The 22,108-nt window shown below is 67.4% G+C and carries 21 protein-coding genes; 13 read left to right on the forward strand and 8 right to left on the reverse strand.

The genetic code is table 11. The annotated features are described in order from the left end of the window. Positions 1-83: 83 nt before the first annotated feature. The 9 genes from FA89_RS10515 to hisIE are packed head-to-tail and all read left to right on the forward strand — an operon-like array spanning position 84 to position 7,455. Positions 84-401 carry a YerC/YecD family TrpR-related protein gene (locus FA89_RS10515; RefSeq protein WP_036140576.1) on the forward strand — a complete coding sequence of 106 codons (318 nt, stop codon included), beginning with the start codon at positions 84-86 and terminating at the stop codon, positions 399-401. After that, positions 398-1,291, forward strand: coding sequence for an ATP phosphoribosyltransferase (hisG, locus tag FA89_RS10520; RefSeq protein WP_036140577.1), 894 nt, complete (start codon positions 398-400; stop codon positions 1,289-1,291). The genes FA89_RS10515 and hisG overlap by 4 nt, the downstream gene beginning before the upstream one ends. Then, positions 1,288-2,595: a histidinol dehydrogenase gene (gene hisD / locus FA89_RS10525; RefSeq protein ID WP_036140579.1), complete on the forward strand. Its 1,308-nt coding sequence runs from the start codon at positions 1,288-1,290 to the stop codon at positions 2,593-2,595. Before hisG ends, hisD begins: the two co-directional genes overlap by 4 nt. Then, positions 2,592-3,650, forward strand: a complete 1,059-nt coding sequence (gene hisC, locus FA89_RS10530; RefSeq protein WP_036140580.1) for a histidinol-phosphate transaminase — start codon at positions 2,592-2,594, stop codon at positions 3,648-3,650. The genes hisD and hisC overlap by 4 nt, the downstream gene beginning before the upstream one ends. After that, the gene (gene hisB / locus FA89_RS10535; protein WP_036140581.1) at positions 3,647-4,711 is read left to right on the forward strand and encodes a bifunctional histidinol-phosphatase/imidazoleglycerol-phosphate dehydratase HisB; all 1,065 of its coding nucleotides are present in this window, start codon (positions 3,647-3,649) and stop codon (positions 4,709-4,711) included. The genes hisC and hisB overlap by 4 nt, the downstream gene beginning before the upstream one ends. Further along, positions 4,711-5,301 (forward strand): imidazole glycerol phosphate synthase subunit HisH, encoded by a 591-nt coding sequence (hisH, locus tag FA89_RS10540; protein WP_036140583.1) that lies wholly within the window; start codon positions 4,711-4,713, stop codon positions 5,299-5,301. The genes hisB and hisH overlap by 1 nt, the downstream gene beginning before the upstream one ends. Then, positions 5,298-6,050, forward strand: a complete 753-nt coding sequence (gene hisA / locus FA89_RS10545) for a 1-(5-phosphoribosyl)-5-[(5-phosphoribosylamino)methylideneamino]imidazole-4-carboxamide isomerase (RefSeq protein ID WP_036140584.1) — start codon at positions 5,298-5,300, stop codon at positions 6,048-6,050. Before hisH ends, hisA begins: the two co-directional genes overlap by 4 nt. Beyond that, the gene (hisF, locus tag FA89_RS10550) at positions 6,044-6,814 is read left to right on the forward strand and encodes an imidazole glycerol phosphate synthase subunit HisF (protein WP_036140585.1); all 771 of its coding nucleotides are present in this window, start codon (positions 6,044-6,046) and stop codon (positions 6,812-6,814) included. Before hisA ends, hisF begins: the two co-directional genes overlap by 7 nt. A 35-nt stretch (positions 6,815-6,849) precedes the next feature. Then, entirely contained in the window at positions 6,850-7,455 is a 606-nt protein-coding gene (gene hisIE, locus FA89_RS10555) for a bifunctional phosphoribosyl-AMP cyclohydrolase/phosphoribosyl-ATP diphosphatase HisIE (protein ID WP_036140587.1), read from the forward strand. Between the two features lie 144 nt (positions 7,456-7,599). Here the strand turns inward: hisIE and FA89_RS10560 are convergent, their stop codons facing one another. Genes FA89_RS10560 through FA89_RS10570 form a run of 3 tightly spaced genes read right to left on the reverse strand, consistent with a single transcriptional unit; the run spans position 7,600 to position 10,942 of the window. Continuing rightward, positions 7,600-9,264 carry a pseudouridine synthase gene (locus tag FA89_RS10560; RefSeq protein ID WP_036140588.1) on the reverse strand — a complete coding sequence of 555 codons (1,665 nt, stop codon included), beginning with the start codon at positions 9,262-9,264 and terminating at the stop codon, positions 7,600-7,602. Continuing rightward, positions 9,261-10,112, reverse strand: a complete 852-nt coding sequence (gene scpB / locus FA89_RS10565) for an SMC-Scp complex subunit ScpB (protein ID WP_036140589.1) — start codon at positions 10,110-10,112, stop codon at positions 9,261-9,263. Before scpB ends, FA89_RS10560 begins: the two co-directional genes overlap by 4 nt. A 23-nt stretch (positions 10,113-10,135) precedes the next feature. Continuing rightward, on the reverse strand, positions 10,136-10,942 hold the full coding sequence (locus FA89_RS10570; protein ID WP_185754507.1) for a segregation and condensation protein A: 807 nt from the start codon (positions 10,940-10,942) through the stop codon (positions 10,136-10,138). Positions 10,943-11,334: 392 nt separating this feature from the next. Between FA89_RS10570 and dinB the strand changes: the two genes are divergently transcribed. Together dinB and FA89_RS10580 are read left to right on the forward strand one after the other, a co-directional pair. Continuing rightward, entirely contained in the window at positions 11,335-12,522 is a 1,188-nt protein-coding gene (dinB, locus tag FA89_RS10575; protein WP_036140590.1) for a DNA polymerase IV, read from the forward strand. Between the two features lie 155 nt (positions 12,523-12,677). Next, the gene (locus FA89_RS10580) at positions 12,678-13,007 is read left to right on the forward strand and encodes a PilZ domain-containing protein (RefSeq protein WP_240003885.1); all 330 of its coding nucleotides are present in this window, start codon (positions 12,678-12,680) and stop codon (positions 13,005-13,007) included. A gap of 332 nt (positions 13,008-13,339) precedes the next feature. Here the strand turns inward: FA89_RS10580 and FA89_RS10585 are convergent, their stop codons facing one another. Both FA89_RS10585 and acnA read right to left on the reverse strand, forming a co-directional pair. Further along, entirely contained in the window at positions 13,340-15,031 is a 1,692-nt protein-coding gene (locus FA89_RS10585; RefSeq protein WP_036140592.1) for an AMP-binding protein, read from the reverse strand. 303 nt (positions 15,032-15,334) lie between these two features. Further along, complete coding sequence (gene acnA, locus FA89_RS10590; protein ID WP_036140594.1) at positions 15,335-18,082, reverse strand: aconitate hydratase AcnA; 2,748 nt, start codon at positions 18,080-18,082, stop codon at positions 15,335-15,337. A 229-nt stretch (positions 18,083-18,311) separates the two neighbouring features. Here acnA and FA89_RS10595 point away from each other — a divergent pair, with 229 nt between their 5' ends. Then, the gene (locus tag FA89_RS10595) at positions 18,312-19,244 is read left to right on the forward strand and encodes a LysR family transcriptional regulator (protein WP_036144099.1); all 933 of its coding nucleotides are present in this window, start codon (positions 18,312-18,314) and stop codon (positions 19,242-19,244) included. 163 nt (positions 19,245-19,407) lie between these two features. On the opposite strand, the gene hflD is transcribed toward FA89_RS10595, so the two are convergent. From hflD to FA89_RS10610, 3 genes are read right to left on the reverse strand one after another with little or no spacing between them, the layout of a single operon-like run. Then, positions 19,408-20,034, reverse strand: a complete 627-nt coding sequence (gene hflD, locus FA89_RS10600) for a high frequency lysogenization protein HflD (RefSeq protein WP_036140595.1) — start codon at positions 20,032-20,034, stop codon at positions 19,408-19,410. A 31-nt stretch (positions 20,035-20,065) separates the two neighbouring features. Further along, the gene (gene mnmA, locus FA89_RS10605; RefSeq protein ID WP_036140596.1) at positions 20,066-21,160 is read right to left on the reverse strand and encodes a tRNA 2-thiouridine(34) synthase MnmA; all 1,095 of its coding nucleotides are present in this window, start codon (positions 21,158-21,160) and stop codon (positions 20,066-20,068) included. Beyond that, complete coding sequence (locus FA89_RS10610; RefSeq protein WP_441295035.1) at positions 21,157-21,681, reverse strand: NUDIX hydrolase; 525 nt, start codon at positions 21,679-21,681, stop codon at positions 21,157-21,159. Before FA89_RS10610 ends, mnmA begins: the two co-directional genes overlap by 4 nt. A gap of 88 nt (positions 21,682-21,769) precedes the next feature. Between FA89_RS10610 and clpS the strand changes: the two genes are divergently transcribed. Then, complete coding sequence (gene clpS, locus FA89_RS10615) at positions 21,770-22,102, forward strand: ATP-dependent Clp protease adapter ClpS (protein ID WP_036140598.1); 333 nt, start codon at positions 21,770-21,772, stop codon at positions 22,100-22,102. Positions 22,103-22,108: the final 6 nt, after the last annotated feature.

The raw sequence follows: 22,108 nt of genomic DNA on the forward strand, positions 1-22,108 counted from the left end.
AAAAGCGCAATTCGGAGTCGGCGCTTGCCACGATTCGGTTGCCCAAGTTAGTATGCGTTATCGTATTAACGCGTTAGTACATTATGAAGCGACGTCACCTCGATCCCGAGACACCCGCGGACTCCGCCGAGGCCAGCCTCTGCGAGGCCCTGGCCGGCCTGGCCACGGTCGAGGAGATGCGGGCCTTCCTGCACGACCTCTGCACCCCGGCCGAGATCGAGGTGATGGTCGATCGCTGGCGCGTGGTGCCGTTCCTGCTGGAAGGGCGGTCGTACCGTGAGATCCACGAGCGCACGGCGGTCAGCATCACCACCATCGGGCGCGTCGCCCGTTACCTCAACCAGGGCAATGGCGGCTACATGGCCGCCGCCGCCCGCCGCAACGCCGGGAGTGCCGCATGAAGCCGCGTGATCGACTGCGCATCGCCATGCAGAAATCGGGGCGGCTCACGGAGCCCGCCCAGGATCTGCTCGCTCGCTGCGGGCTCAAGTTCCGCCAGAGCCGCGACAAGCTGTTCTGCTTCGGCGAGGGCGAGCCGGTGGACCTGCTCCTGGTCCGTGACGATGACATCCCCGGCCTCATCGCCGAGGGGGTGTGTGACCTGGGCATCGTGGGCCGCAACGTGCTGCGCGAGTTCCAGCTGTCCAACCCGGCGGCCGGCACCGGCATCGACGAACTGCGCTCACTGGGCTTCGGCCACTGCCGGCTGTCCATCGCTGTGCCGCAGGACGATGCCTACGAGAGTCCCGCGCAGCTCGCCGGGCAGCGCATCGCCACGTCGTACCCCGGCCTCACCGGCGAATGGCTGCGCACGCATGGCATCGAGGCCACCGTGTTCATGCTCAACGGCTCGGTGGAAATCGCACCGCGCCTGGGTACCGCCGACGCCATCTGCGACCTGGTCTCCAGCGGCGCCACGCTGGTCGCCAACCAGCTGCGCGAAGTGGCCGTGGTGATCGAAAGCGAAGCCGTGCTGGCCGGCCATGCGGAACTGCCGCTGGATGAACGTGGTGAGATTGCCGAACTGCTGCTGCGCCGCCTGGACGGCGTGATCCAGGTGCGCGACTCGCGCCTGATCCTGATGCAGGCGCCGCGCGCGGCGCTGGCGGAGATCACCCGGCTGCTGCCGGGCATGCCGGTGCCGACCTTGACCCCGGTGGACGGCGCACCCGACCAGGTGGTGTTGCAGGCACTGTGCGCCGGGTCGGTGAGCTGGCGCCAGCTGGAAGACATGAAACGCGCCGGTGCCCGCGACATGCTGGTGCTGCCGGTGGAGAAGATGCTGGCATGAAACGGATCGACTGGACCTCCCTCGACGACACCGCGCGTAACGCCGCCCTGGCGCGTCCCATGCAATCGCGCGCCGCCGACCTGCGCCAGGGCGTGGAAGCCATCGTGGCCGACGTCCGTGCACGGGGCGACGTGGCCCTGCGCGAACTCACCGCGCGCTACGACGGCACCTCCCTCGACGACCTCGCCGTCACCGACGCGGAATTCGACGCCGCCGAGGCGCGCTTGGCACCGGCGCTGAAAGCCGCGGTGCGCGAGGCCGCCGGCCGTGTCGATCGCTTCCATCGCGCGGCCGCGCCCACTGAGGTCGCAGTCGATACCGCGCCCGGTGTCCGCGTGGAGCGCGTGCTCCGACCCATCCGTCGCGTGGGTCTGTACGTGCCGGCCGGTGGCGCGCCGCTGCCCTCCACGGCGATCATGCTGGGCGTGCCGGCGGCCATCGCCGGTTGCCGCGAGGTGGTGCTGTGCACGCCGGTGCAGGCGAACGGGCGCTGCGACGATGCGGTGCTGTTCGCGGCGCGTGCGACGGGGGTGCATCGCGTGTTCAAGCTGGGCGGTGCGCAGGCGATCGCCGCCATGGCCTACGGCACCGCCTCGGTGCCGCGTTGCGACAAGCTGTTCGGGCCGGGCAACGCCTGGGTCACCGAAGCCAAGCTGCAGGTGGCCGGCGATCCCGCCGGCGCCGCCATCGACATGCCGGCCGGTCCGTCGGAGGTACTGGTGGTCGCCGACGCCCAGGCCAATCCGTCTTTCATCGCCGCCGACCTGCTCTCGCAGGCCGAGCATGGGCCGGATTCCCAGGTGCTGCTGGTCAGTCCGTCGGCCGACCTGCTCGATCGGGTCGAAGTGGAAGTGGAGCGTCAGCGCCGCGAACTGCCGCGTGCCGAGGTCGCCGCCGTGGCGCTGTCGGAGAGCCGACTCGTCCTCGTTGCCGATCTGGCCGAGGCGATCGAGGTCAGCAACCGTTACGCGCCGGAACACCTCATCATCCAGACGGCCGACCCGCGCGCGCTGCTCGCCGATGTGGAATCGGCCGGCTCGGTATTCCTCGGCGAATGGACGCCCGAATCCCTGGGCGACTATTGCAGCGGCAGCAACCATGTCCTGCCAACCTACGGCTACGCGCGCAGCTACAGCGGCGTGTCGGTGGCCAGCTTCCAGAAGCAGGTGACCGTGCAGGAAGCCACCGCCGAGGGCCTGCGTGCCATCGGTCCGTGCGCGGCGACGCTGGCGGAAGCCGAGCAACTGGAAGCACACCGCCGCGCGGTCACCCTGCGCCTCGCCGCCATGGAGGCCGCCGCATGAGCGTGCTCGATCTTGCCCGCGCGGATATCCGCGCCCTCGCGCCTTACTCCAGCGCACGCATGGAAGCGCAGGGCGGTACGGTGCTGCTCAATGCCAACGAATCCTCGCGCTCGCCCAACATCCCCGGCGGCGAAGGCCTCAACCGCTATCCCGACCCGCAGCCACGCGGCCTCGTCGAAACGCTGGCCGAGTTGTACGGCAGCGTGAGCGAGCGCGTGCTGGTGACCCGCGGCAGCGACGAAGCCATCGACCTGCTTACCCGCGCGTTCTGCCGCGCCGGGCAGGACGCCGTCCTGGTGTCGCCGCCCACGTTCGGCATGTACGCCGTGTGTGCGCGTATCCAGGGGGCGACCGTCATCGAATCGCCCTTGCCGGCCGATGGCGCGCTGGATGCCGACACGTTGCTCGCCGCCGTCACCGATGCCACGAAGCTCGTCTACGTGTGCTCACCGAACAACCCCACCGGCAACCTGGTGGATCTGCCCACCATCGAGCGCATCGCGCGCGCGTTGCAGGGCAGGGCGGTGCTCGTGGTCGACGAGGCGTATCTCGAATTCAGCGGCACACGCAGCGCGGTGGGCCTGATCGACGCGTACGACCATGTGACCGTCCTGCGCACGCTGTCCAAGGCCTGGTCGCTGGCTGGCGCACGCGTCGGTACGCTGGTCGCGCGGGAAGAGGTGATCGCGCTGCTGCGCCGGATCATTCCGCCGTACCCGCTGCCGTCGCCGTGCGTGGACGCCGCGCTGGGTGCGGTGTCCTACGAAGGCCGCCGCCTGCAGCGGCATCACGTGCACGAGGTGCTCAACGAGCGCGCGCGCATGGTGGTCGAACTGGCGAAGCAGCCGGGCGTTCGCGCGGTGCTGCCTTCGCACGCCAATTTCCTGGCCGTCCGTTTCGACGATGCGGCCGGCACCTATCGCCGCCTGCTCGCCGCCGGCGTGGTGGTGCGTGACATCACGAAGTATCCCGGCCTGGGCGATGCCTTGCGTATCACGGTGGGCACGGGCAACGAGAACGACCGCGTGCTCGCGGTGCTGAGGGCAGGGGCATGAGCCGCAAGATCCTTTTCGTCGACCGCGACGGCTGCCTGATCGAGGAGCCGGCCGACCAGCAGATCGACAGCTACGAGAAGCTGGCGTTGCTGCCGGGCGTGATCGCCGCGCTGCAGCGTTGCGTGGCCGCCGGCTACGAGTTGGTCATGGTCACCAACCAGGATGGCTTGGGCACGCCGTCGTTCCCGCAGGAAACCTTCGACGGTCCGCATGCCTTGCTGCTGCGTATCCTCGCCTCGCAGGGCATCACCTTCCGCGAACAGCTGATCGACCGCAGCTTTCCGCACGAGCACCGCGACACGCGCAAGCCGGGCGTCGGGCTCGCACGCCACTGGCTCGCCGACGACGGCTGGAGCCGGGCGCAGTCGGCCATGGTCGGTGACCGCGAGACCGACCTGGCCTTTGCCGCGAACATGGGGGTGCGTGGCTTCCGCGTCGGGCCGGAAGGCATCAGCTGGGCCGAACTGGTCCACGCCTTGCTCGATGCCCCGCGCACCGCCGAGGTGGTACGCAAGACGAAGGAGACATCCATCACCGTCGCCGTCGATCTCGACCGCGTCGCCGATCCCGTCGTGCACACCGGCCTGGGCTTCTTCGATCACATGCTCGAGCAGATCGGCAAGCATGGCGGTTTCGCCCTGCAACTGCGCTGCGATGGCGACACGCACATCGACGAGCACCACACCATCGAGGACTCCGCGCTGGCGCTGGGCCAGGCCCTGAAACAGGCGCTCGGCGACAAGCGTGGCATCGGCCGCTACGGTTTCGCGTTGCCGATGGACGAGAGCGCGGCGCGTGCGGAACTGGATCTTTCGGGTCGTCCGTATTTCGTCTTCGACGGCCAGTTCCCGCGTGAGCGCGTCGGCGACATACCGACCGAGCTGGTGCCGCATTTCTTCCGTTCGCTGTGCGAGACGCTGGGTGCCAACTTGCACCTCACGGTGCACGGCGACAACGCGCACCACATGGTCGAAGGCTGCTTCAAGGTCGTCGCCCGTACACTGCGCCAGGCCATCCGCCGCGAGGGGTCGGAATTGCCCAGCACGAAAGGAAGCCTGTGATGCGCGTGGTCCTGGTCGACGCGGGCGGCACGAATATCGGTTCGGTGCGTTACGCGCTGCAGCGCCTGGGCACGGACGCGGCGCTGACCTCGGACGCCGACCGCATTCGCGCCGCCACGCATGTGATCCTGCCCGGTGTCGGTGCCGCCGCGCCCGGCATGCGCATGTTGCGCGAGGCCGGTCTGGTCGAGGTGATGCGCGGCCTGACCCAGCCGGTGCTCGGCGTCTGCCTCGGCATGCAGTTGCTGTGCGCGCGTTCGGAAGAGGGCGATACCGAATGCCTTGGCGTGATCCCGGCCACGGTGCGGCGCTTCGACGAGCAGCCGGGCCTGCGCGTGCCGCACATGGGGTGGAACACCCTGCGCGCGACCCGCGGCCACCGCCTCACCGATGGCCTGCGCGAAGGCGACGCCGCTTATTTCGTCCACAGCTATGCCGTCCCCACGGGTGACTACACGCTGGCGTCCAGCGAGCACGGCATGCCGTTCTCCGCCGTCGTCGCGTCCGGCAACTTCATGGGTATGCAGTTCCACCCCGAGCGTTCAGCGGGTGTCGGCGCCCAACTCCTGCGGAATTTTCTCTCGCTATGACGTTACCCATTCCCGCGATCGACCTGCGCGAAGGCAAGGTCGTACGCCTGTACAAAGGCGATTACGCGCAGCAGACCACCTTCGCGTTCGAGCCCGAGGCGCTGGCTGCACGGTACGCCGACGAAGGGGCCGGCTGGCTGCATGTCGTCGACCTCGACGGTGCGCGTACCGGTCGCTTCGAAAACCTTTCTACCCTGGCCGGCATTGCCTCCAGCGGTCGGCTCAAGGTGCAGGCCGGCGGCGGCGTGCGCGACGAAGACGGCGTGCGTCGTCTGCTGGACGCCGGCGTGCAGCGCGTGGTGGTCGGCAGCGTGGCAATGCGCGACCCGGAGACCGTGGCCGCGTGGATCGGTCGCTACGGTGCCGATCGCATCGTGCTTGCCCTCGACACGCGTTTCCGTGACGGTCTCTGGAAGCTGCCCAGCGCGGGCTGGACCGCCGACGAAGAGCGCACCCTGGACGACCTGGTACCGTGGTACCAGACGGCGGGTGCGCGTCACCTGCTCTGCACCGACATCGACCGTGACGGCACGATGACCGGTCCGAACCTCGCCCTCTATCGTCACCTGGCCACGCTGGCGCCCGGCCTCGACGTGCAGGCGTCCGGCGGCGTGCGCTCGCTGGACGATATCGCCACGCTGGCGTTGCAGGGCGTGTCCGGGGTGATCCTCGGCCGTGCGTTGCTCGAGGGCGCCTTCGCGCTTCCCGACGCCTTCGCCGTGGCCGACAAGGCGAGCGCATCATGCTGAGCCGCCGCATCGTTCCATGCCTGGACGTGCGCGACGGCCAGGTGGTGAAGGGCGTGCGCTTTCGCGATCACGTGGTGGTCGGCGAGATCGTCGAGCTGGCCTTGCGCTACCGCGACGAAGGTGCCGACGAACTGGTGTTCTACGACATCACGGCCAGCCCCGAGGGTCGCCGCGTCGATCGCGACTGGGTCGAGCGCGTGGCGCGCGAGATCGACATCCCGTTCTGCGTCGCCGGTGGCATCCGCAGCGTCGACGACGCGCGCGAGGTATTGCACGCGGGTGCCGACAAGATCTCGATCAACTCGCCTGCGCTGGAGCGCCCGGCTCTCGTCGCCGAGATTGCCGATGCGTTCGGCGTGCAGTGCGTGGTGGTCGGCGTGGACAGCCTGCGCGACGACGACGGCGAATGGCGCGTGCGCCAGTACACCGGCGATCCCTCCCGTACGAAGGCGTTGCGCAAGCGCACGCTGGACTGGATCGAGGAAGTGCAGGCGCTGGGTGCCGGCGAGATCGTGCTCAACTGCATGGGCACCGATGGCGTGCGCCGTGGCTATGACATCGAACAGCTCAGCGCCGCGCGTGCCCTCAGCCGCGTGCCGTTGGTCGCGTCCGGCGGTGCCGGTACGCCGGCGCATTTCACCGAGGTGTTCCGCGTGGCGGACGTGGACGCGGCCCTGGCCGCCAGCGTGTTCCACAGCGGTGACATCGGCATTCCCGCCCTGAAGCGTGAACTGCGTGCGCAGGGCATCGAGGTAAGACTATGAGCGTCGCGTCAGACGATGAGTGTCGAGGTGGGACGATGAGTGAGATGACGACACCCGATTTCGCCAAGGGTGAGGGCCTGTTGCCGGCCATCGTGCAACATGCGCGCACGGGCGAGGTATTGATGCTGGGCTACATGGACGAAGCCGCGCTGGCGAAGACACGCGAGCTCGGCCTGGTCACGTTCTTCAGCCGCAGCAAGCAACGCCTGTGGACCAAGGGCGAAACCTCCGGCGACACGCTGACGCTGGTCGATCTCCGGATCGATTGCGACGCCGACACCTTGCTGGTGCAGGCGATCCCGGCCGGTCCGACCTGTCACACCGGCACGACCAGCTGCTTCGGCAACGATGTGGCCCCGTCGCTGGGGTTCCTCGGCGAACTGGATGCCCTGGTCGCGTCACGCCACGCGGAGCGGCCGGAAGGCAGCTACACGACGACGCTGTTCGAAGGCGGTATCCGCCGGATGGCACAGAAGGTGGGCGAGGAGGGCGTCGAGACGGCCCTTGCGGCGGTCGCCGAAGACGACGACGCATTGATTGGCGAAGCCGCCGATCTGGTCTTCCACCTGATGGTGGTGCTGCGTGCCCGGGGCATCGGCTTCGATGCGATAGCCGCCAGGCTGGCCGCCCGCCACCGCTAAACGTAACCACGACCGTGTAGGAGCGCACGATGCGCGCGATGGGGGTGCCTCCGTTATGGAGGCACCCCCATCGCCGCTTCGTTGGCTTTTCGCGCACATCGTGCGCTCCTACACAGGTTCGTTCGTAGACGCCGGTTTCGTCGGTTACCGGTTACCGCTGCGGTTGCCGCCACCGGCACCGCCGCCGCGATTGCCACCGCCGCCGCCGCCCGGACGCGGGCCACGGTTGCCACCGCCACCGCCACCCGCACGCGGGCCGCCGCCGGTGCGATTGCCACCGCCGCCGCCTGCACGGTTGCCGGCGTTGCCGCCGCCGCCGGGACGACCGCCGCGATTGCCGCCGCCTTCGAAGCGCGCGCCACCGCCGCCACCCGGGGCGGCACGGTTGCCGTCGCGGGCGGGACCGGCGGCACGGTTGCCACTCGGACCGGCCGCACGATTGCCACCCGGACTCGCGGCGCGATTGCCACCGGTGCCCGCGGCGCGGTTGCCGTACCCGCCACCGCTGCCGGTATTGCCGTAGCCGCCACCGGCACCCGCGTTACCGGTGTTGCCACCGCTGCGGCCACCGGGACGCGGACCACGGTTGCCCGCGCCGTTGCCCGTTGCATTGCCTGCATTGCCGCCGCCCGTACGCGAGTCGCCCGCGAACCAGGTGCGCACGCCCGGCAGTTCCTGGCCCGGTGCGACGCGACGCTTGCGCTGCGGGCCGCCGGCGGTATTGCCACCGCGTTCCGGACGCGCCACGTTGCCGTTGACCTCGCGACGCGGGGCGCCGCCCTGGCCGCCACGGCCGCCGGCACCGCCGCCGCCCGCACGACCACCACGGCCGCCGCGCGGGTTATCGTCGCGCAGGCGATCGAACGCGGTCAGCTCGCGGGCTTCGTCGTGACGGCCCGAGCTCCAGGCGCTGGCGCCACCGGCGTTCGGCTTGTATTCGGTGACATGGCGCGGCGCGCGGCGCTGGTGCACCACGGCGCTCAGCGTCAGCACCGGCGCGGGAGCGCCCAGGCCGGACCGCTCGCGCAGTTCCTTGATGGCGGTTTCGTCCAGCGATTCGCAGTCGCCGCGGCGCAGCGCGCGCGGCAGCTCGACGGTGCCGTAGCGGATGCGCTTGAGGCGGCTGACCAGGAAGCCGGCGAAATCCCACAAGCGGCGGACTTCCCGATTGCGACCCTCACGGATGGTCACGCGGAACCAGCTATGGCTGCCGCCGCGGCTGATCGTGGCGATCTCGTCGAAGCGGGCGGGGCCGTCTTCGAGTTCGACGCCGGCCTTCAGGCGCTCGATGGTCTCTTCGGGCACTTCGCCGTGCACGCGGCAGAGGTATTCGCGCTCGAGCCCGCTCTTGGGATGCATCAGCGCGTTGGCCAGTTCGCCATCCGTGGTGAGCAGGAGCAGGCCGGTCGTGTTGATGTCCAGGCGACCCACGGCCACCCAGCGCGCACCCTTCAGGCGCGGCAGCTGTTCGAACACGGTGGGACGGCCCTCGGTGTCCTCGCGCGTGGTCACCACGCCTTCCGGCTTGTGGTAGACCAGCACTTCGGCGTCGTTGCGGTTGTCGGTGGCGACGACGAACTGCTTGCCGTCGATCGTCACGCGGTCGCCGGCATGCACGCTGGCGCCGATGGTGGCGACGGTGCCGTTGACCTCGACCTCACCGGCCTGGATGCGCTGCTCGAGCATGCGGCGCGAGCCGAGGCCCGCGTTGGCCAGGACCTTGTGCAGGCGCTCTTCGAGCTGCGGGCCTTCTTCGGTGCGGTTCTCACCGCGCTTCAAACTGAGTACGGAACGTTGCGGCGCATTCATGCGCGTGACTCCTCGGTATCTTTGCGGGCGTCGTCGACGACGTCGCCTGCGGGGTTCTCTGCCTCGTCGGCAGTGGGGGAAGCCGCGGCGACGTCGTCGTCGCCGGCAGGCATGTGGTTCGCCACGTCGACATCGACGCCCTCGTCGGGCGCGGTCTCCACGGCGGTGTGGTCGATCGTCGGGGCTTCGGCCACGACATCATCGGTGGGTTCGGGATTCGTGGGGCTTTCGTCGTCCACGTCGACCGGAAGATCGGTCGGCAGGGACGCCTTGGCGGGAACGCCGTCCGCGTCGCCCAGGCGAAGCTGCGGGTTGAGCTCCTCCAGGTCGCGAATCTCGGAAAGCGGGGGCAGGGCGTCCAGCGATTTCAGGTTGAAGTAATCGAGGAAGAGCCGGGTGGTGCCGAACAGGGCCGGCTTGCCGGGTACGTCGCGGTGGCCGACGATGCGGATCCACTCACGTTCTTCCAGCGTCTTGATGATGTTCGAGGACACCACCACGCCACGAATCTGTTCGATCTCCGGACGCGTGATGGGCTGGCGGTAGGCGATCAGCGCCAGGGTTTCCAGCAGGGCGCGCGAGTAGCGGCTGGGTTTTTCGGCCCACATCCGCGAGACCCAGGGGTGCACTTCGCGGCGGACCTGGTAGCGCCAGCCGGTGGCTACTTCCTTCAGTTCCACACCGCGATTGTCGGTGTCGTGCGTGAGGGAGGCCAGGGCGACGACCAGATCGTCGTCGGTGACTTCATCCTCTTCGGCGAAGATCGCCTTCAACTGCGCGACCGTCATCGGTTGGGTCGACGCAAGCAGCGCCGCTTCCACGATGGGTTTGAGTTGTTCGGGTTGCATAGGCCTTCGGGTGCTTGCTTGGGTCAGGCGAGCGCTTCTTCGCGCGCGGCCTCCGTCTGTACCTTCGTCTTCAGGTAGATCGGCCCGAGAGCCTCCTCCTGAACGATCTCGATGAGCATTTCTTTTGCCAGCTCGAGCATGGCCAGGAAGGTGACCACTACACCGAGTCGGCCTTCGCTGACGTCGAACAGCGTTTCAAACCGGCGGAAGCCGCCACCTTCGCTCAGCGTGCCTAGCAGGTCGCCCATGCGCTGGCGGACGCTGAGCGGCTCGCGCTGGATCGCATGGTGCGTGAACAGGTCGGCGCGTCCCAGCACGTCCTTGAGCGCGAGCAACATCTCCCTGAGGTCCAGCGGCGGCGGCACCCGGACCACGGTGTGCTCGCCTACGAAGGCGTGGACCACCGCCGTGTCGCGTTCCAGCCGGGGCAGCTCGTCGATATCCGCCGCGGCCCTCTTGAAGCGTTCGTACTCCTGCAACCGCCGGACCAGTTCGGCGCGGGGGTCGTCTTCCAGGCCTTCTTCCGCGGGAGGTCTCGGCAGCAGCAGCCGGGATTTGATCTCCGCGAGGATGGCGGCCATCAGCAGGTATTCCGCCGCCAGCTCCAGGCGCATCACCTCGCGCATCATCTCGATGTAATCCATGTACTGCCGGGTGATTTCGGCGACGGGGATGTCGAGGATGTCCAGATTCTGCCGGCGGATCAGGTAAAGCAGCAGGTCCAGCGGACCTTCGAACGATTCGAGGATGACCTCGAGCGCGTCCGGTGGGATGTACAGGTCCTGGGGCATGTGCAGCACGGGTTGCCCGCGCACCAGCGCAAGGGGCATTTCCTGTTGCTGCGGGATGCCCGCGAAGGCACCCGGCATGTTTTCGACCACCTGGACGTCGGTTGTCTCGTTAGTCATCGGCACACGTCAGAAGGGTCGCGAGTGCGACCGGGAACGCAACAATCGATGCCGTCCGGCGGCCATACCGCCGCCTCGTCCGGCATGCCACGCATCGTCGCCGACGAGCGAAAGGCCTTGCCGCTGGACACCCCAGGAGGGTCACCGCCTGTGAAGAATCGTCGGAAGCTGTCTGCTGCCGGTCCAGAAGACGGACCGGGGAGGGCATGACGCCCGAATAAGTTCACCCGAATGGACACAGGGTATCGCCTGTGTCCACGCAAGTCCAGCGGGGCCATGCGCCGGGCACTCCGCGGTTTTGGCACAATGGGCGAATGCAGCCCGCCGACCGCGCGATCATCCACGTGGACATGGACGCCTTCTACGCGTCCGTCGAGGAGCTGGACGACCCCAGCCTCGTGGGCAAGCCGGTCATCGTGGCCGGTCTCGGGCGGCGCGGCGTGGTGTCCACGGCCAACTACCAGGCCCGTACCTACGGCGTGCGCTCGGCCATGGCCACGGCCGAGGCGCGCCGCCGCTGCCCGCATGGGATCTACATCTACCCGCGCCACGCCCGCTACACGGAGATATCCCGGATCGTGTTCGGGGTGTTCGCCGAGGTCACCCCGATGATCGAGGGCCTGTCGCTGGACGAGGCCTTCCTCGACGTGACCGCCAGCCTGAGGCTTTTCGCCTCCATCGAGGCGATCGGGCGCCGGGTCAAGGAGGCGATCCGGGCCCGCACCGGCCTCAATGCCTCGGTGGGCATGGCCCATAACAAGCTGCTGGCCAAGCTGGCCAGCGAGCTGTCCAAGCCCGACGGGTTCCTGGTTATCCCGCCGGACCAGGTGCGTGGCTATCTCGATCCGCTCCCCATCGGGCGAATGTGGACGGTGGGCAAGGTAGCCGAGGAGGCCTTGCAGCGGGTCGGCATCCGTACCATCGGCGACCTGGTGCACGCGGATGCCTGGCGCCTGAACAAGGCGGTGGGGGAGCGCCATGCCGCCCAACTCCGCCAGCTTTGCCGGGGCGAGGATCGCCGCCCGGTGGTTACCGACGCGCCCGAGGTGTCGATCGGCGCGGAGTGGACCTTCGAGTACGACGTGGAGGACCTGGGCATCGCCGAGGCCTGGCTGCTGCGCCAGTGCGAGCGGGTCGGCGCGCGTGCACGCAGCCGTGCCGTGGAGGCGCGTACGGTATCGGTCAAGCTCCGCGAACCACCCTTCCTGACCCACAGCCGCCAGGCCCAGTTGCCCGTTCCCGGCAACGCTACGCCCGAAATCTTCGAAGTGGCACGTCGCTTGCTTCATGTCTGGTGGAACCAACATCCTCGCCCGCGATTACGGCTGCTGGGGGTGACGCTTTCGGGATTCGACGCGCGGCGCGGTGACGAGCAGCAGGACATGTTCGCGGCGCCCGCCTCGAAAAAACCGTCCGATGGCGTGCAGGATCTGATCAACGGCCGCTTCGGGGCCGGGGCGCTGGTACGTGCGGGTGTGCTGAAAACGCGTGGCAGCGAATGAACGCTTACGTTAAGGAGCGGAACCTCCGACTGCGCTAATGTGTCCGTTTGTGACACGAAAGGTAAGTCGGTCGAGGTGTGACCATGCAAATCGCCACAAGTACGAACGTTGAACCAGTATGGACCCAAAGGCAGATGTCGTCTGACAAGGAAGGAATGCGTTACCGCCACGCGCGCATGAAAGTGCACAGCGCGGTGCTGATGAGCCGTGGTGGCGAAGCGCACCCCACCGACCTCGTGGATATCTCCGCCACGGGCGCCTTGCTGCGCCGCCCGCTCGGCTGGCGCGGCGAGTCCGGCCAGACCTGGGTCCTGGACATGATCTTCGGCCACGACCTGCACATCCACATGGAAGCCAGCGTCGCACGTGTGTCGGCCCGCCAGATCGGCCTGGAATACACCCTGATTCCCGAAGACAAGCAGGCGGCGCTATGGGAACTGCTGGGTGGCTACGCCGACACACTCGAGGCCTGGCAAGACTCGTAATACGTCACAAGCCCCCCCCTCGAAACGCACGCGCCCGCCAAAACAGAGGTGTAGGAGCGCACGATGTGCGCGACCCCTCAGCCTCCGCCGACGCGAATGAAGCCCCCCGCCCCAAACAGGCGAGCGCTTCCGTGAACCCGGCATTCGCTCTTCTGGCGCACCATCCGTTCTTCCGATGCCGGGAACGCTCGCACGGATGCCGTGCACGGCCTTTGTGACGCCTCCTTTGTGTCGCCCGGAAACGCCCGCACGGAGTCAGTGCGCGGCCTTATTCGCCACAGCAACGTTGAGGGTTCGCGCACATCGTGTGCTCCTACACAGCCGGGGTCGGGTCAGGCCTGGGCGCGCTTGCGGCGATCCTCGTCGCGCAGTTCGCGACGCAGGATCTTGCCGACGTTCGTCTTCGGCAGGGCGTCGCGGAACTCGATCTGCTTGGGACGCTTGTAGCCGGTGAGGTTTTCCCGGCAGTACTCGCGCAGGGCTTCTTCGGTCAGCGAGGGGTCCTTGCGGACCACGAACAGCTTCACCACCTCGCCCGAGTGCTCGTCGTCGATGCCGACGGCCGCTACCTCATTGACGCCGGGGTGGCGGGCGACGATGTCCTCGATCTCGTTCGGGTATACGTTGAAACCCGACACCAGGATCATGTCCTTCTTGCGATCGACGATGAAGGCCTGGCCGTTCTCGTCCATCTTCGCGATGTCGCCGGTACGCAGCCAGCCGTCGGCGTCGATCGCCTTGCTGGTTTCCTCGACCTGGTTCCAGTAGCCCTTCATCACTTGCGGGCCCTTGATGCAGAGTTCGCCGGCCTCGCCCACGGGCAGCACGCGGTCGTCGTCGCCACGGATCTGGGCGTCGGTATTCGGGATGGGATAACCGATGGCGCCGGTGTAGCCGGTGACATCAACGCGGTTGGCGAACGCGACGGGTGAGGTTTCCGTCAGGCCGTAGCCTTCGATGATGACGCGCCCGGTGACCTTCTGCCAGCGATCGGCCACGGAGCGTTGCAAGGCCATGCCGCCGGCCATGGCCAGGTGCAGGTGCGAGAAATCGACCTGGTCGAAACCCGGCGTGTTGAGCAGGCCGTTGAACAGCGTGTTGACGCCGGTGATCGCGGTGAACTTCGTCTTGCGTAGTTCCTTGACGAAGCCCTTCATGTCGCGCGGGTTGGTGATCAGGTGGTTCAGGCCGCCCAGGCTGGCGAAGATCAGGCAGTTCACCGTGAGCGAAAAGATGTGGTACAGCGGCAGCGCGGTGATCACCGTTTCTTCGCCGAGCTTGGCGAAGCCGGCCACCCACGGGCGCGTCTGCAGCATGTTGGCGACCATGTTGCGGTGGGTGAGCATCGCGCCCTTGGCCACGCCGGTGGTACCGCCGGTGTACTGCAGAAATGCCAGGTCGTCCGGCTTGATCGTGACGGCGGGCAGCGCATGCGCCTTGCCCTTGGCCACGGCATCCTTGAAGCGGACGGCCTGCGGTATGCGGAAGGGCGGCACTTCCTTGCGGACGCTCTTCACCACGAAATTGATGATGTTGCCCTTGGGGAAGCCGACCATGTCGCCCACGGCCGTGGTGATCACCTTCTGTACCTTGGTGCCGTCCAGCGCGTGCTGCGCGGTGGCGGCGAAGTTGTCCAGCACGACCAGCGCCTTGGCGCCGGAGTCTTCCAGCTGGTGGTGCAGCTCGCGCGCGGTGTAAAGCGGATTGGTGTTGACCACCGTGAGGCCGATGCGCAACGCACCGAACAGGGCGATGGGGTACTGCAGGAGATTGGGCAGCATGATGGCGATGCGGTCGCCCTGCTTCAGGCCCATCTCGCCGGAGAGAAAGCCGGCGAAGGCCGCGGAGAGTTCGTCGAGCTGTCCGTAGGTCAGGACCTTGCCGAAGTTCGAGAACGCGGGGCGGTCACGAAATTTCTTAAAGGATTCTTCGAAAACGGCCGCGACCGAGGAGTAACCGTCGATGTCGACCTCGGCCGGGACACCGGCCGGGTAGTGGGCAAGCCAGGGACGCTCAATGCTCATGGATCGGACGGGCTCCGTAGTGTGACGTGACGCACGGCAATCGTCGTACGATCGCGGCATTGGAGCATACGCCCGCGTATAGCGGCAAGCCGCAATGCAACGTGAAACAGGCAGGGAGATGGCGTCGTCGGGTGCGTGGGATGGGCGATCCTGCGGTGTAAGCGACATCGCCCATATCGTGGGCTTCTGCGGCATAAATGACATCGCCCACATCGTGGGCTCCTACAGGGACGCCGTATGGCATACGTGTAGGAGCCCACGATGTGGGCGATGCTTTTACCCGCCTACCAGCCTAGGAAACCCTCAGGCCGCCTTCGCCAGCTGGCGCAGCACGTACTGCAGGATGCCGCCGTGGCGGAAGAACTCGCGCTCCTTCGGCGTCAGCAGCAGCACCTTCACGGTGAACTCCTTGACCGAGCCGTCCGGGCGCGTGGCCTTGACCGTCGCGGTCTTCGACTCGCCGCCGTTGAGGCCGGTGATGTCGAACACTTCGTCGCCCTTCAGGCCCAGCGTCTGCGCGTTCTCGCCTTCCTGGAACTGGCAGGGCAGCACGCCCATGCCGACCAGGTTGGAGCGGTGGATGCGCTCGAAGCTCTCGGTGATCACGGCCTTGACGCCGAGCAGCAGGGTGCCCTTGGCGGCCCAGTCACGCGACGAGCCGGTGCCGTATTCCTTGCCGGCGAGGACCACCAGCGGCGTGCCTTCGGCCTTGTACTTCATGGCGGCGTCGTAGATCGCCATCTCTTCGCCGGTCGGGATGTACTTCGTGAAACCACCCTCGACACCGTCCAGCATCAGGTTCTTGATGCGGATGTTGGCGAACGTGCCACGCACCATGACGTCGTCGTTGCCGCGACGCGAACCGTAGGAGTTGAAATCCTTCGGCTCGACACCCTTGGAGATCAGGAAGCGACCCGCCGGGGAGTCCTTCTTGATCGATCCGGCCGGCGAGATGTGGTCGGTGGTGATCGAGTCGCCGAAGATGCCCATGGCGCGTGCGCCGTGGATGTCCTCGATGGTGCCGGCCTCGGCGGACATGCCGTCGAAGTAGGGCGGGTTCTTGATGTAGGTCGAATCGTCCCAGGCGTACGTCTGGCCATCCGGCGAGGCGATCTGGTTCCAGCGGCTGTCGCCCTTGAACACGTCGGCGTAGCTGTCCTTGAACATCTGCGGATTGATGGCGCCCGCGATGGCGTCGGAGATTTCCTGGTTGCTCGGCCAGATGTCCTTCAGGTACACGGGCTGGCCATCGCTGCCGTTGGCGATCGGATCCTTGGTCAGGTCGATGTTGAGCGTGCCGGCCAGCGCGTAGGCGACCACCAGCGGCGGCGAGGCCAGGTAGTTCATCTTCACTTCCGGATGCACGCGGCCTTCGAAGTTGCGGTTGCCGGACAGCACCGACGCCACGGCGAGGTCGCCTTCGGCGATGCCCTTGCTGATCTCGGCCGGCAGCGGGCCGGAGTTGCCGATGCACGTGGTGCAGCCGTAGCCGACCACGTAGAAGTTGACCTTCTCCAGCTCCGCGAGCAGGCCGGTCTTCTTCAGGTATTCGGTGACCACGAGCGAGCCCGGCCCGAGGGAGGGCTTGACCCACGGCTTGGAGGTGAGGCCACGCGCGGCGGCCTTCTTCGCCACCAGGCCGGCGGCGAGCATGACGGCCGGGTTGGAGGTGTTGGTGCACGAGGTGATCGCGGCGATGACCACCGAGCCGTCGTTGATGCGGAAGGACTTGCCGTCCTTCTCGACCAGCACGCCGCCGTCTTCACCGACGTTGTTGGCTTCGTTGCCGACCGCGGTGCCGCCGCCTTCATTGCTGAAGCTGGCTTCGCCGTGGCTCTTCGGCTTGCGGTTGGCGGTGAGCGAACCGACCACGTCGAGGAAGCTCTGCTGCACGCCTTCCAGCAGCACGCGATCCTGCGGACGCTTCGGGCCGGCGAGCGACGGGCGCACGTCGGCGAGGTCCAGCTCGAGCACGGTGGTGAACTCGGCTTCCGGCGTATCGGCGTCGTGCCAGAGGTTCTGCGCCTTGGCGTAGGTCTCGACCAGCGCGATCTGCGCTTCGTCGCGGCCGGACAGGCGCATGTAGTTCAGCGCTTCCTGGTCGATCGGGAAGATGCCGCAGGTGGCGCCGTATTCCGGGGCCATGTTGGCGATGGTGGCGCGATCGGCCAGCGGCAGGTTCTGCAGGCCGTTGCCGAAGAACTCGACGAACTTGCCGACGACGCCGAGCTTGCGCAGCATCTGGGTCACGGTGAGCACGAGATCGGTGGCGGTGACGCCTTCCGGCAGCTTGCCGGTGAGACGGAAGCCGACGACCTGCGGTATCAGCATGGAGGAGGGCTGGCCGAGCATGGCCGCCTCGGCTTCGATGCCGCCCACGCCCCAGCCCAGCACGCCGATGCCGTTGATCATCGTGGTGTGCGAGTCGGTGCCGAACACGGTATCCGGATAGGCGAACGACTCGCCGTCCACTTCATTGGTGAACACGACGCGGGCCAGGTTCTCCAGGTTGACCTGGTGGACGATGCCCGTGCGCGGCGGCACGACCTTGAAGTTGTTGAAGGCCTTCTGGCCCCAGCGCAGGAAGGAGTAACGCTCCTGGTTGCGCTCGAACTCGATCGCGACGTTCTCTTCCAGCGCGCTGGACGAACCGAACGCGTCGACCTGCACCGAGTGGTCGATGACCAGTTCGGCCGGCGCCAGCGGGTTGATCTTGTTCGGGTCACCGCCCAGCTTGGCGACGGCGTCGCGCATGGCGGCCAGGTCGACCACGCAGGGAACGCCGGTGAAATCCTGCAGGACCACGCGCGCCGGCATGAAGGAGATCTCGGTGTCCGGCTCGGCCTTGGCATCCCACTTGGCCACCGCCTCGATTTCCTTGGTGGTGACGTTCACGCCGTCTTCCTGGCGGAGCAGGTTTTCCAGCAGGATCTTCATGGAGTACGGCAGGCGCTTGATATCGTGCTGCTCGCCGAACTTGGCCAGGCTGGCGATGGTGTGCCGCTTGCCGTTGACTTCGATGCTGTCTCGTACCGAGAACGAGTCTTTCATGCTGTACTCCTGGCGTGACGTTCTTTAGCTGGGGAGGCCGGCGAAACCCCCGAGGGCGTCCGCCAAAGCGTCGATTATCGCGCAGTCCGCTGCCCCTGTGCGACCGCCACGGTTCTGGCGTCGGGCTAGAATGGCGGGCTTCGGGGCATGGCCGGGCGATGATTCGGCGGCGAAAGGATGGAGCGGCAGGCGGATGGGTGCAAACGTATTTGATGGCACGCAGCGTTCGATGATATCGATGGCCCTCTCATCGGTGTCGCTGCGCGACCTCGCCCTGGTCCAGGCGGTGGCCCGGGAAGGCAGCTTCACCGGCGCCGCGCGGGCCATGCACATCAGCCCTTCGGGCCTGTCGCACCAGGTGCAGAAGGTGGAGCAGGCCCTTGGCGTGCCACTGTTCGAGCGCGGTGGGCGCCGCGTGGTGGCCACCGTGGGCGGACAGCGCCTGCTGGGCTTCATCGAGGCGGTGCTGGGCTCCGCCGAGCACCTGGAGCACGCGGCACGCGCCGGCGATGTCGCTTTCGGTGGCGAACTGCGGCTGGGCGTGCCTTCCACCCTCGGGCCTTACCTGCTGCCCCATTTCATCGAGCCGTTTCCGCAGCGCTTCCCGGGCGCACGGCTGACCATCTCGGAAGGCAAGCCGCGCGGCCTGCTGCGGCGACTGCACGAGGGCGAGCTGGATGCCGTGCTGGCGCCGCCCAGCGTCACGGCCACCGGGCTGGAATCGGCGCCGCTGTTCTTCGAGCCCTATCAGTTGCTGCTCAACGCGGCGCATCCGCTGGCCGGACGCGCCGCCATCGCCCTGACCGAACTGGACGCGGCGGAAGCCACCCTCATGGCGGAAAGCCACGGCAATGGCGTGTCCGACCTGGGTATGGCCGGTGCGGCGCGTCCGGAGCGTATCCAGGACGTCAGCCTGGAAAGCCTGGCCACGCTGGTGGCCATGCGCGGCGGCTACACCCTGGTGCCGATCCTGGCGCACGAGCGCCTGGGCTCGATCCGCAACGTGGTGCTGGCTGGCGTGGACGCCGCGCGACCCGGCCGGCACATCGCCCTCTACTGGCGCAGCGCCACGCCCTGGCGCGACGACCTCGACCGTTTCGGCGACCTGCTACGCGAGCTGGCGCGGACCATTCCCGGTCTCGACGCCGCCACAAACGCCTAGGCCCCCAACGTCGGGTGTAGGAGCGCACGATGTGCGCGAAAAACCAACAAGGCGGAAAAGCGGTATCCCACATCGCGTGCCGATCATTGGGAATGAGGCAGCCCGGATCGCGCACATCGTGCGCTCCTACACCCGCCCGTGAGGCCAGGGAGATCGGGGCATATTAACCGCCGTCGTCGAGCGTCGATCCGGTCAGCAGGCCGCGGGCCAGCATCGCGCATTGCTTACGGTAGATCAGCAGGTGCCATTGCCGGCCGCCGATCTGGTGGTAGAGCACCGCCGAGCGTACGGACGCCAGCAACGCGGCGCGTACCCGGTCCACGTTGCCCTTCTGCTGCAGGTGGGTGGGGTTGCCGGTCACCATGACGCGGGGCTTCAGGGTGGACAGGGTGCCGGCGTAGACCTCGGCCAGCCGGGCGGCCACGTTGGGGTGCTCGATACCGAAATGCTCCACCTGCCGCTGCGTGGACACGATGCCCTCGCGCAGCCGATCGAGCAGGCCGCGGTTGCGCGACAGCGAGCGCTCCAGCCGCAGCACGGTGATCGCCATGCGCATGACCGCGACATCGCGGGTGGCGTCCTCGAACTGGGACACCAGCGTACGCAGGCCACGGCGCACCTTGCCCACCCCGCCGTACACCGAGGCCACCGAGTCGGCATCGATGCGGAACACGCTGCCGATGCTCGCTTCGAACGCCGCGTCGTCGCAGCGGCCCTCGGTGGCCAGCTGCTGGGCCAGCGAGGCACCCTGGAAAACACCCGCAAGGGCGAGCACGCGTTCTTCGTTCATTCGCAAAGCCTGGAAAAGGAGGCGGCGCGGCTCACGCCAGGCCGCCGTAGGTGGCATCGGTGGCGTCGATCACGGCGCCGCCGAGGCAGGTTTCATCGTCGTAGAACACGACGGACTGGCCGGGGGTGACCGCGCGCTGGGGTTCGTCGAAGCGCACGTGCACGCTGGCGCCGCTCACTTCCACGTGGCAAGCCTGGTCCGACTGGCGGTAACGGGTCTTGGCCGTGCAGCGGAAGGCGGTCGCTGGGGGCTCGCCCGCCACCCAGGTGGCCTCGCCGGCGCTCAGGCGGGTGGACTGCAGCCATCGGTTCTCGCCGCCCTGGGCCACGATGAGCGTGTTGGCGGCGACATCCTTGCCGACCACGTACCAGGGCTCGTTCGGCGCATCCGCCCGGCCCCCGATGCCCAGGCCATTGCGCTGGCCCAGCGTGTAGTACATGACGCCCTGGTGCTCGCCGATGACATGCCCCTCGGGATCGACCATTGCGCCGGGCCGGGCCGGCAGGTACGCCGAGAGGAAGGCGCGGAAATCGCGCTCGCCGATGAAGCAGATGCCCGTGGAATCCTTCTTGGCATGCGTCGGCAGCGCGGCGTCCCGGGCCATCTGGCGGACCAGCGGTTTCTCGATCTCGCCCACGGGGAACAGCGTGGCGCCGAGTTGCTTCTGGCCCAGCGCATGCAGGAAATAGCTCTGGTCCTTGGCGGCATCCATGGCGCGGAGCAGGCGATAGCGTTCGTCGCGATAATCGACCCGGGCATAGTGGCCGGTGGCGATCTTCTCGGCGCCCAGGGCCTGGGCGTGGTCGAGAAAGGTCTTGAACTTGATCTCGCGGTTGCACAGCACGTCCGGGTTGGGCGTGCGTCCCGCGGCGTATTCGGCCAGGAAATAGGCGAACACGCCGTCCCAGTACTCGCTGGCGAAATTTCTTGCGTGGAACGGGATGCCCAGGCGGCCACAGACGGCCACGGCGTCCCGGCGGTCGTCGTCGGTGGTGCAGGGGCCGGAGCGGTCGTCCTCCTCCCAGTTCTGCATGAACATGCCTTCCACGTCGTGTCCCGCCTGCTGGAGCAGGAGGGCCGCGACCGAGGAGTCCACGCCGCCGGAGACGCCCAGGATGACCTTCACGCGACCACGCCCGGCAGGCGGCAGCTCAGCGAGTCCAGGGGCAGGCGGCGTCCGTCCAGCCAGGCGTCGATGGTTTCGAGCACCAGCGGACTGCGCAGGCGGGGGCCGAGCGCTTCTATTTCGTCGCGGCGCAGCCAGATCGCCCGACGGATGCCCTCATCCAGGGGACGGTCCGCATCGTATGACTTCACATGACCCGCAAAACCGAAACGCAGCACCTGTTCGCCATGTTCCGGGCTGGCCCACTGCCACACGCCCAGGAAGTGGTCCAGGGCGATGGTGTGACCCGTTTCCTCCAGGGTTTCGCGGATGGCTGCGGCCTGCAGGCTCTCGCCCGGATCGAGGTGCCCGGCCGGCTGGTTGTACGCCACCTCGCCGAAGACATCCTCCTCGACGATCAGGTAGCGATCGCCCCGGGCGACCACGCATGCCACCGTGGCACGGGGGCGCCAGACGTTTTCGGGCTGGGAAGGTGTCGGCGGCATGGGCGTGATGATCGGTCTGGCTCTGGAAAAAAGCATATTGTGCCATCACCTGTGGAAATCGAGCCGGAGGGTGGGCGAATTCCGGTGTATATAATCGAATCGCGCACCGACAGGTTCTTAATTAATGTCCCAGGAACACGAACACGATCAGGAAAGCGATCGCGGCCACGGGCTGGCGGTCGAGACCGTCAGACCGGAAACGGCAAGACCGCCCCTTTTCCAGGTGGTTTTGCTCAATGATGACTTCACCCCCATGGATTTCGTGATCGAGGTGCTACGCAGTTTCTTCGGCATGGACCAGGAACGGGCCGTGCAGGTCATGCTCCATGTGCATACCCGCGGCAAGGGCGTGTGCGGCGTGTTCACTCGCGAGGTGGCAGAAACCAAGGTGACGCAGGTCAACGAGTACGCGCGAGCCAATCAGCATCCGCTCTTGTGCACTATGGAAAAAATGTAAGCGCTA

Source organism: Luteibacter sp. 9135 (genome assembly GCF_000745005.1).
Classification (GTDB): domain Bacteria; phylum Pseudomonadota; class Gammaproteobacteria; order Xanthomonadales; family Rhodanobacteraceae; genus Luteibacter.

Bases quoted from the DNA above. Each gene is read 5' to 3' on its own strand.
- hisIE (WP_036140587.1), top strand. From the start codon at position 6,850: ATGAGTGAGATGACGACACCCGATTTCGCCAAGGGTGAGGGCCTGTTG.
- scpB (WP_036140589.1), bottom strand. From the start codon at position 10,112: ATGCAACCCGAACAACTCAAACCCATCGTGGAAGCGGCGCTGCTTGCG.
- FA89_RS10580 (WP_240003885.1), top strand. From the start codon at position 12,678: ATGCGTTACCGCCACGCGCGCATGAAAGTGCACAGCGCGGTGCTGATG.
- hisG (WP_036140577.1), top strand. From the start codon at position 398: ATGAAGCCGCGTGATCGACTGCGCATCGCCATGCAGAAATCGGGGCGG.
- FA89_RS10610 (WP_441295035.1), bottom strand. From the start codon at position 21,681: ATGCTTTTTTCCAGAGCCAGACCGATCATCACGCCCATGCCGCCGACA.
- FA89_RS10570 (WP_185754507.1), bottom strand. From the start codon at position 10,942: ATGCCCCTTGCGCTGGTGCGCGGGCAACCCGTGCTGCACATGCCCCAG.
- FA89_RS10595 (WP_036144099.1), top strand. From the start codon at position 18,312: ATGATATCGATGGCCCTCTCATCGGTGTCGCTGCGCGACCTCGCCCTG.
- hisD (WP_036140579.1), top strand. From the start codon at position 1,288: ATGAAACGGATCGACTGGACCTCCCTCGACGACACCGCGCGTAACGCC.
- clpS (WP_036140598.1), top strand. From the start codon at position 21,770: ATGTCCCAGGAACACGAACACGATCAGGAAAGCGATCGCGGCCACGGG.
- FA89_RS10585 (WP_036140592.1), bottom strand. From the start codon at position 15,031: ATGAGCATTGAGCGTCCCTGGCTTGCCCACTACCCGGCCGGTGTCCCG.
- hisF (WP_036140585.1), top strand. From the start codon at position 6,044: ATGCTGAGCCGCCGCATCGTTCCATGCCTGGACGTGCGCGACGGCCAG.
- FA89_RS10560 (WP_036140588.1), bottom strand. From the start codon at position 9,264: ATGAATGCGCCGCAACGTTCCGTACTCAGTTTGAAGCGCGGTGAGAAC.
- acnA (WP_036140594.1), bottom strand. From the start codon at position 18,082: ATGAAAGACTCGTTCTCGGTACGAGACAGCATCGAAGTCAACGGCAAG.
- hisB (WP_036140581.1), top strand. From the start codon at position 3,647: ATGAGCCGCAAGATCCTTTTCGTCGACCGCGACGGCTGCCTGATCGAG.
- hisC (WP_036140580.1), top strand. From the start codon at position 2,592: ATGAGCGTGCTCGATCTTGCCCGCGCGGATATCCGCGCCCTCGCGCCT.
- hisH (WP_036140583.1), top strand. From the start codon at position 4,711: ATGCGCGTGGTCCTGGTCGACGCGGGCGGCACGAATATCGGTTCGGTG.
- hflD (WP_036140595.1), bottom strand. From the start codon at position 20,034: ATGAACGAAGAACGCGTGCTCGCCCTTGCGGGTGTTTTCCAGGGTGCC.
- FA89_RS10515 (WP_036140576.1), top strand. From the start codon at position 84: ATGAAGCGACGTCACCTCGATCCCGAGACACCCGCGGACTCCGCCGAG.
- dinB (WP_036140590.1), top strand. From the start codon at position 11,335: ATGCAGCCCGCCGACCGCGCGATCATCCACGTGGACATGGACGCCTTC.
- hisA (WP_036140584.1), top strand. From the start codon at position 5,298: ATGACGTTACCCATTCCCGCGATCGACCTGCGCGAAGGCAAGGTCGTA.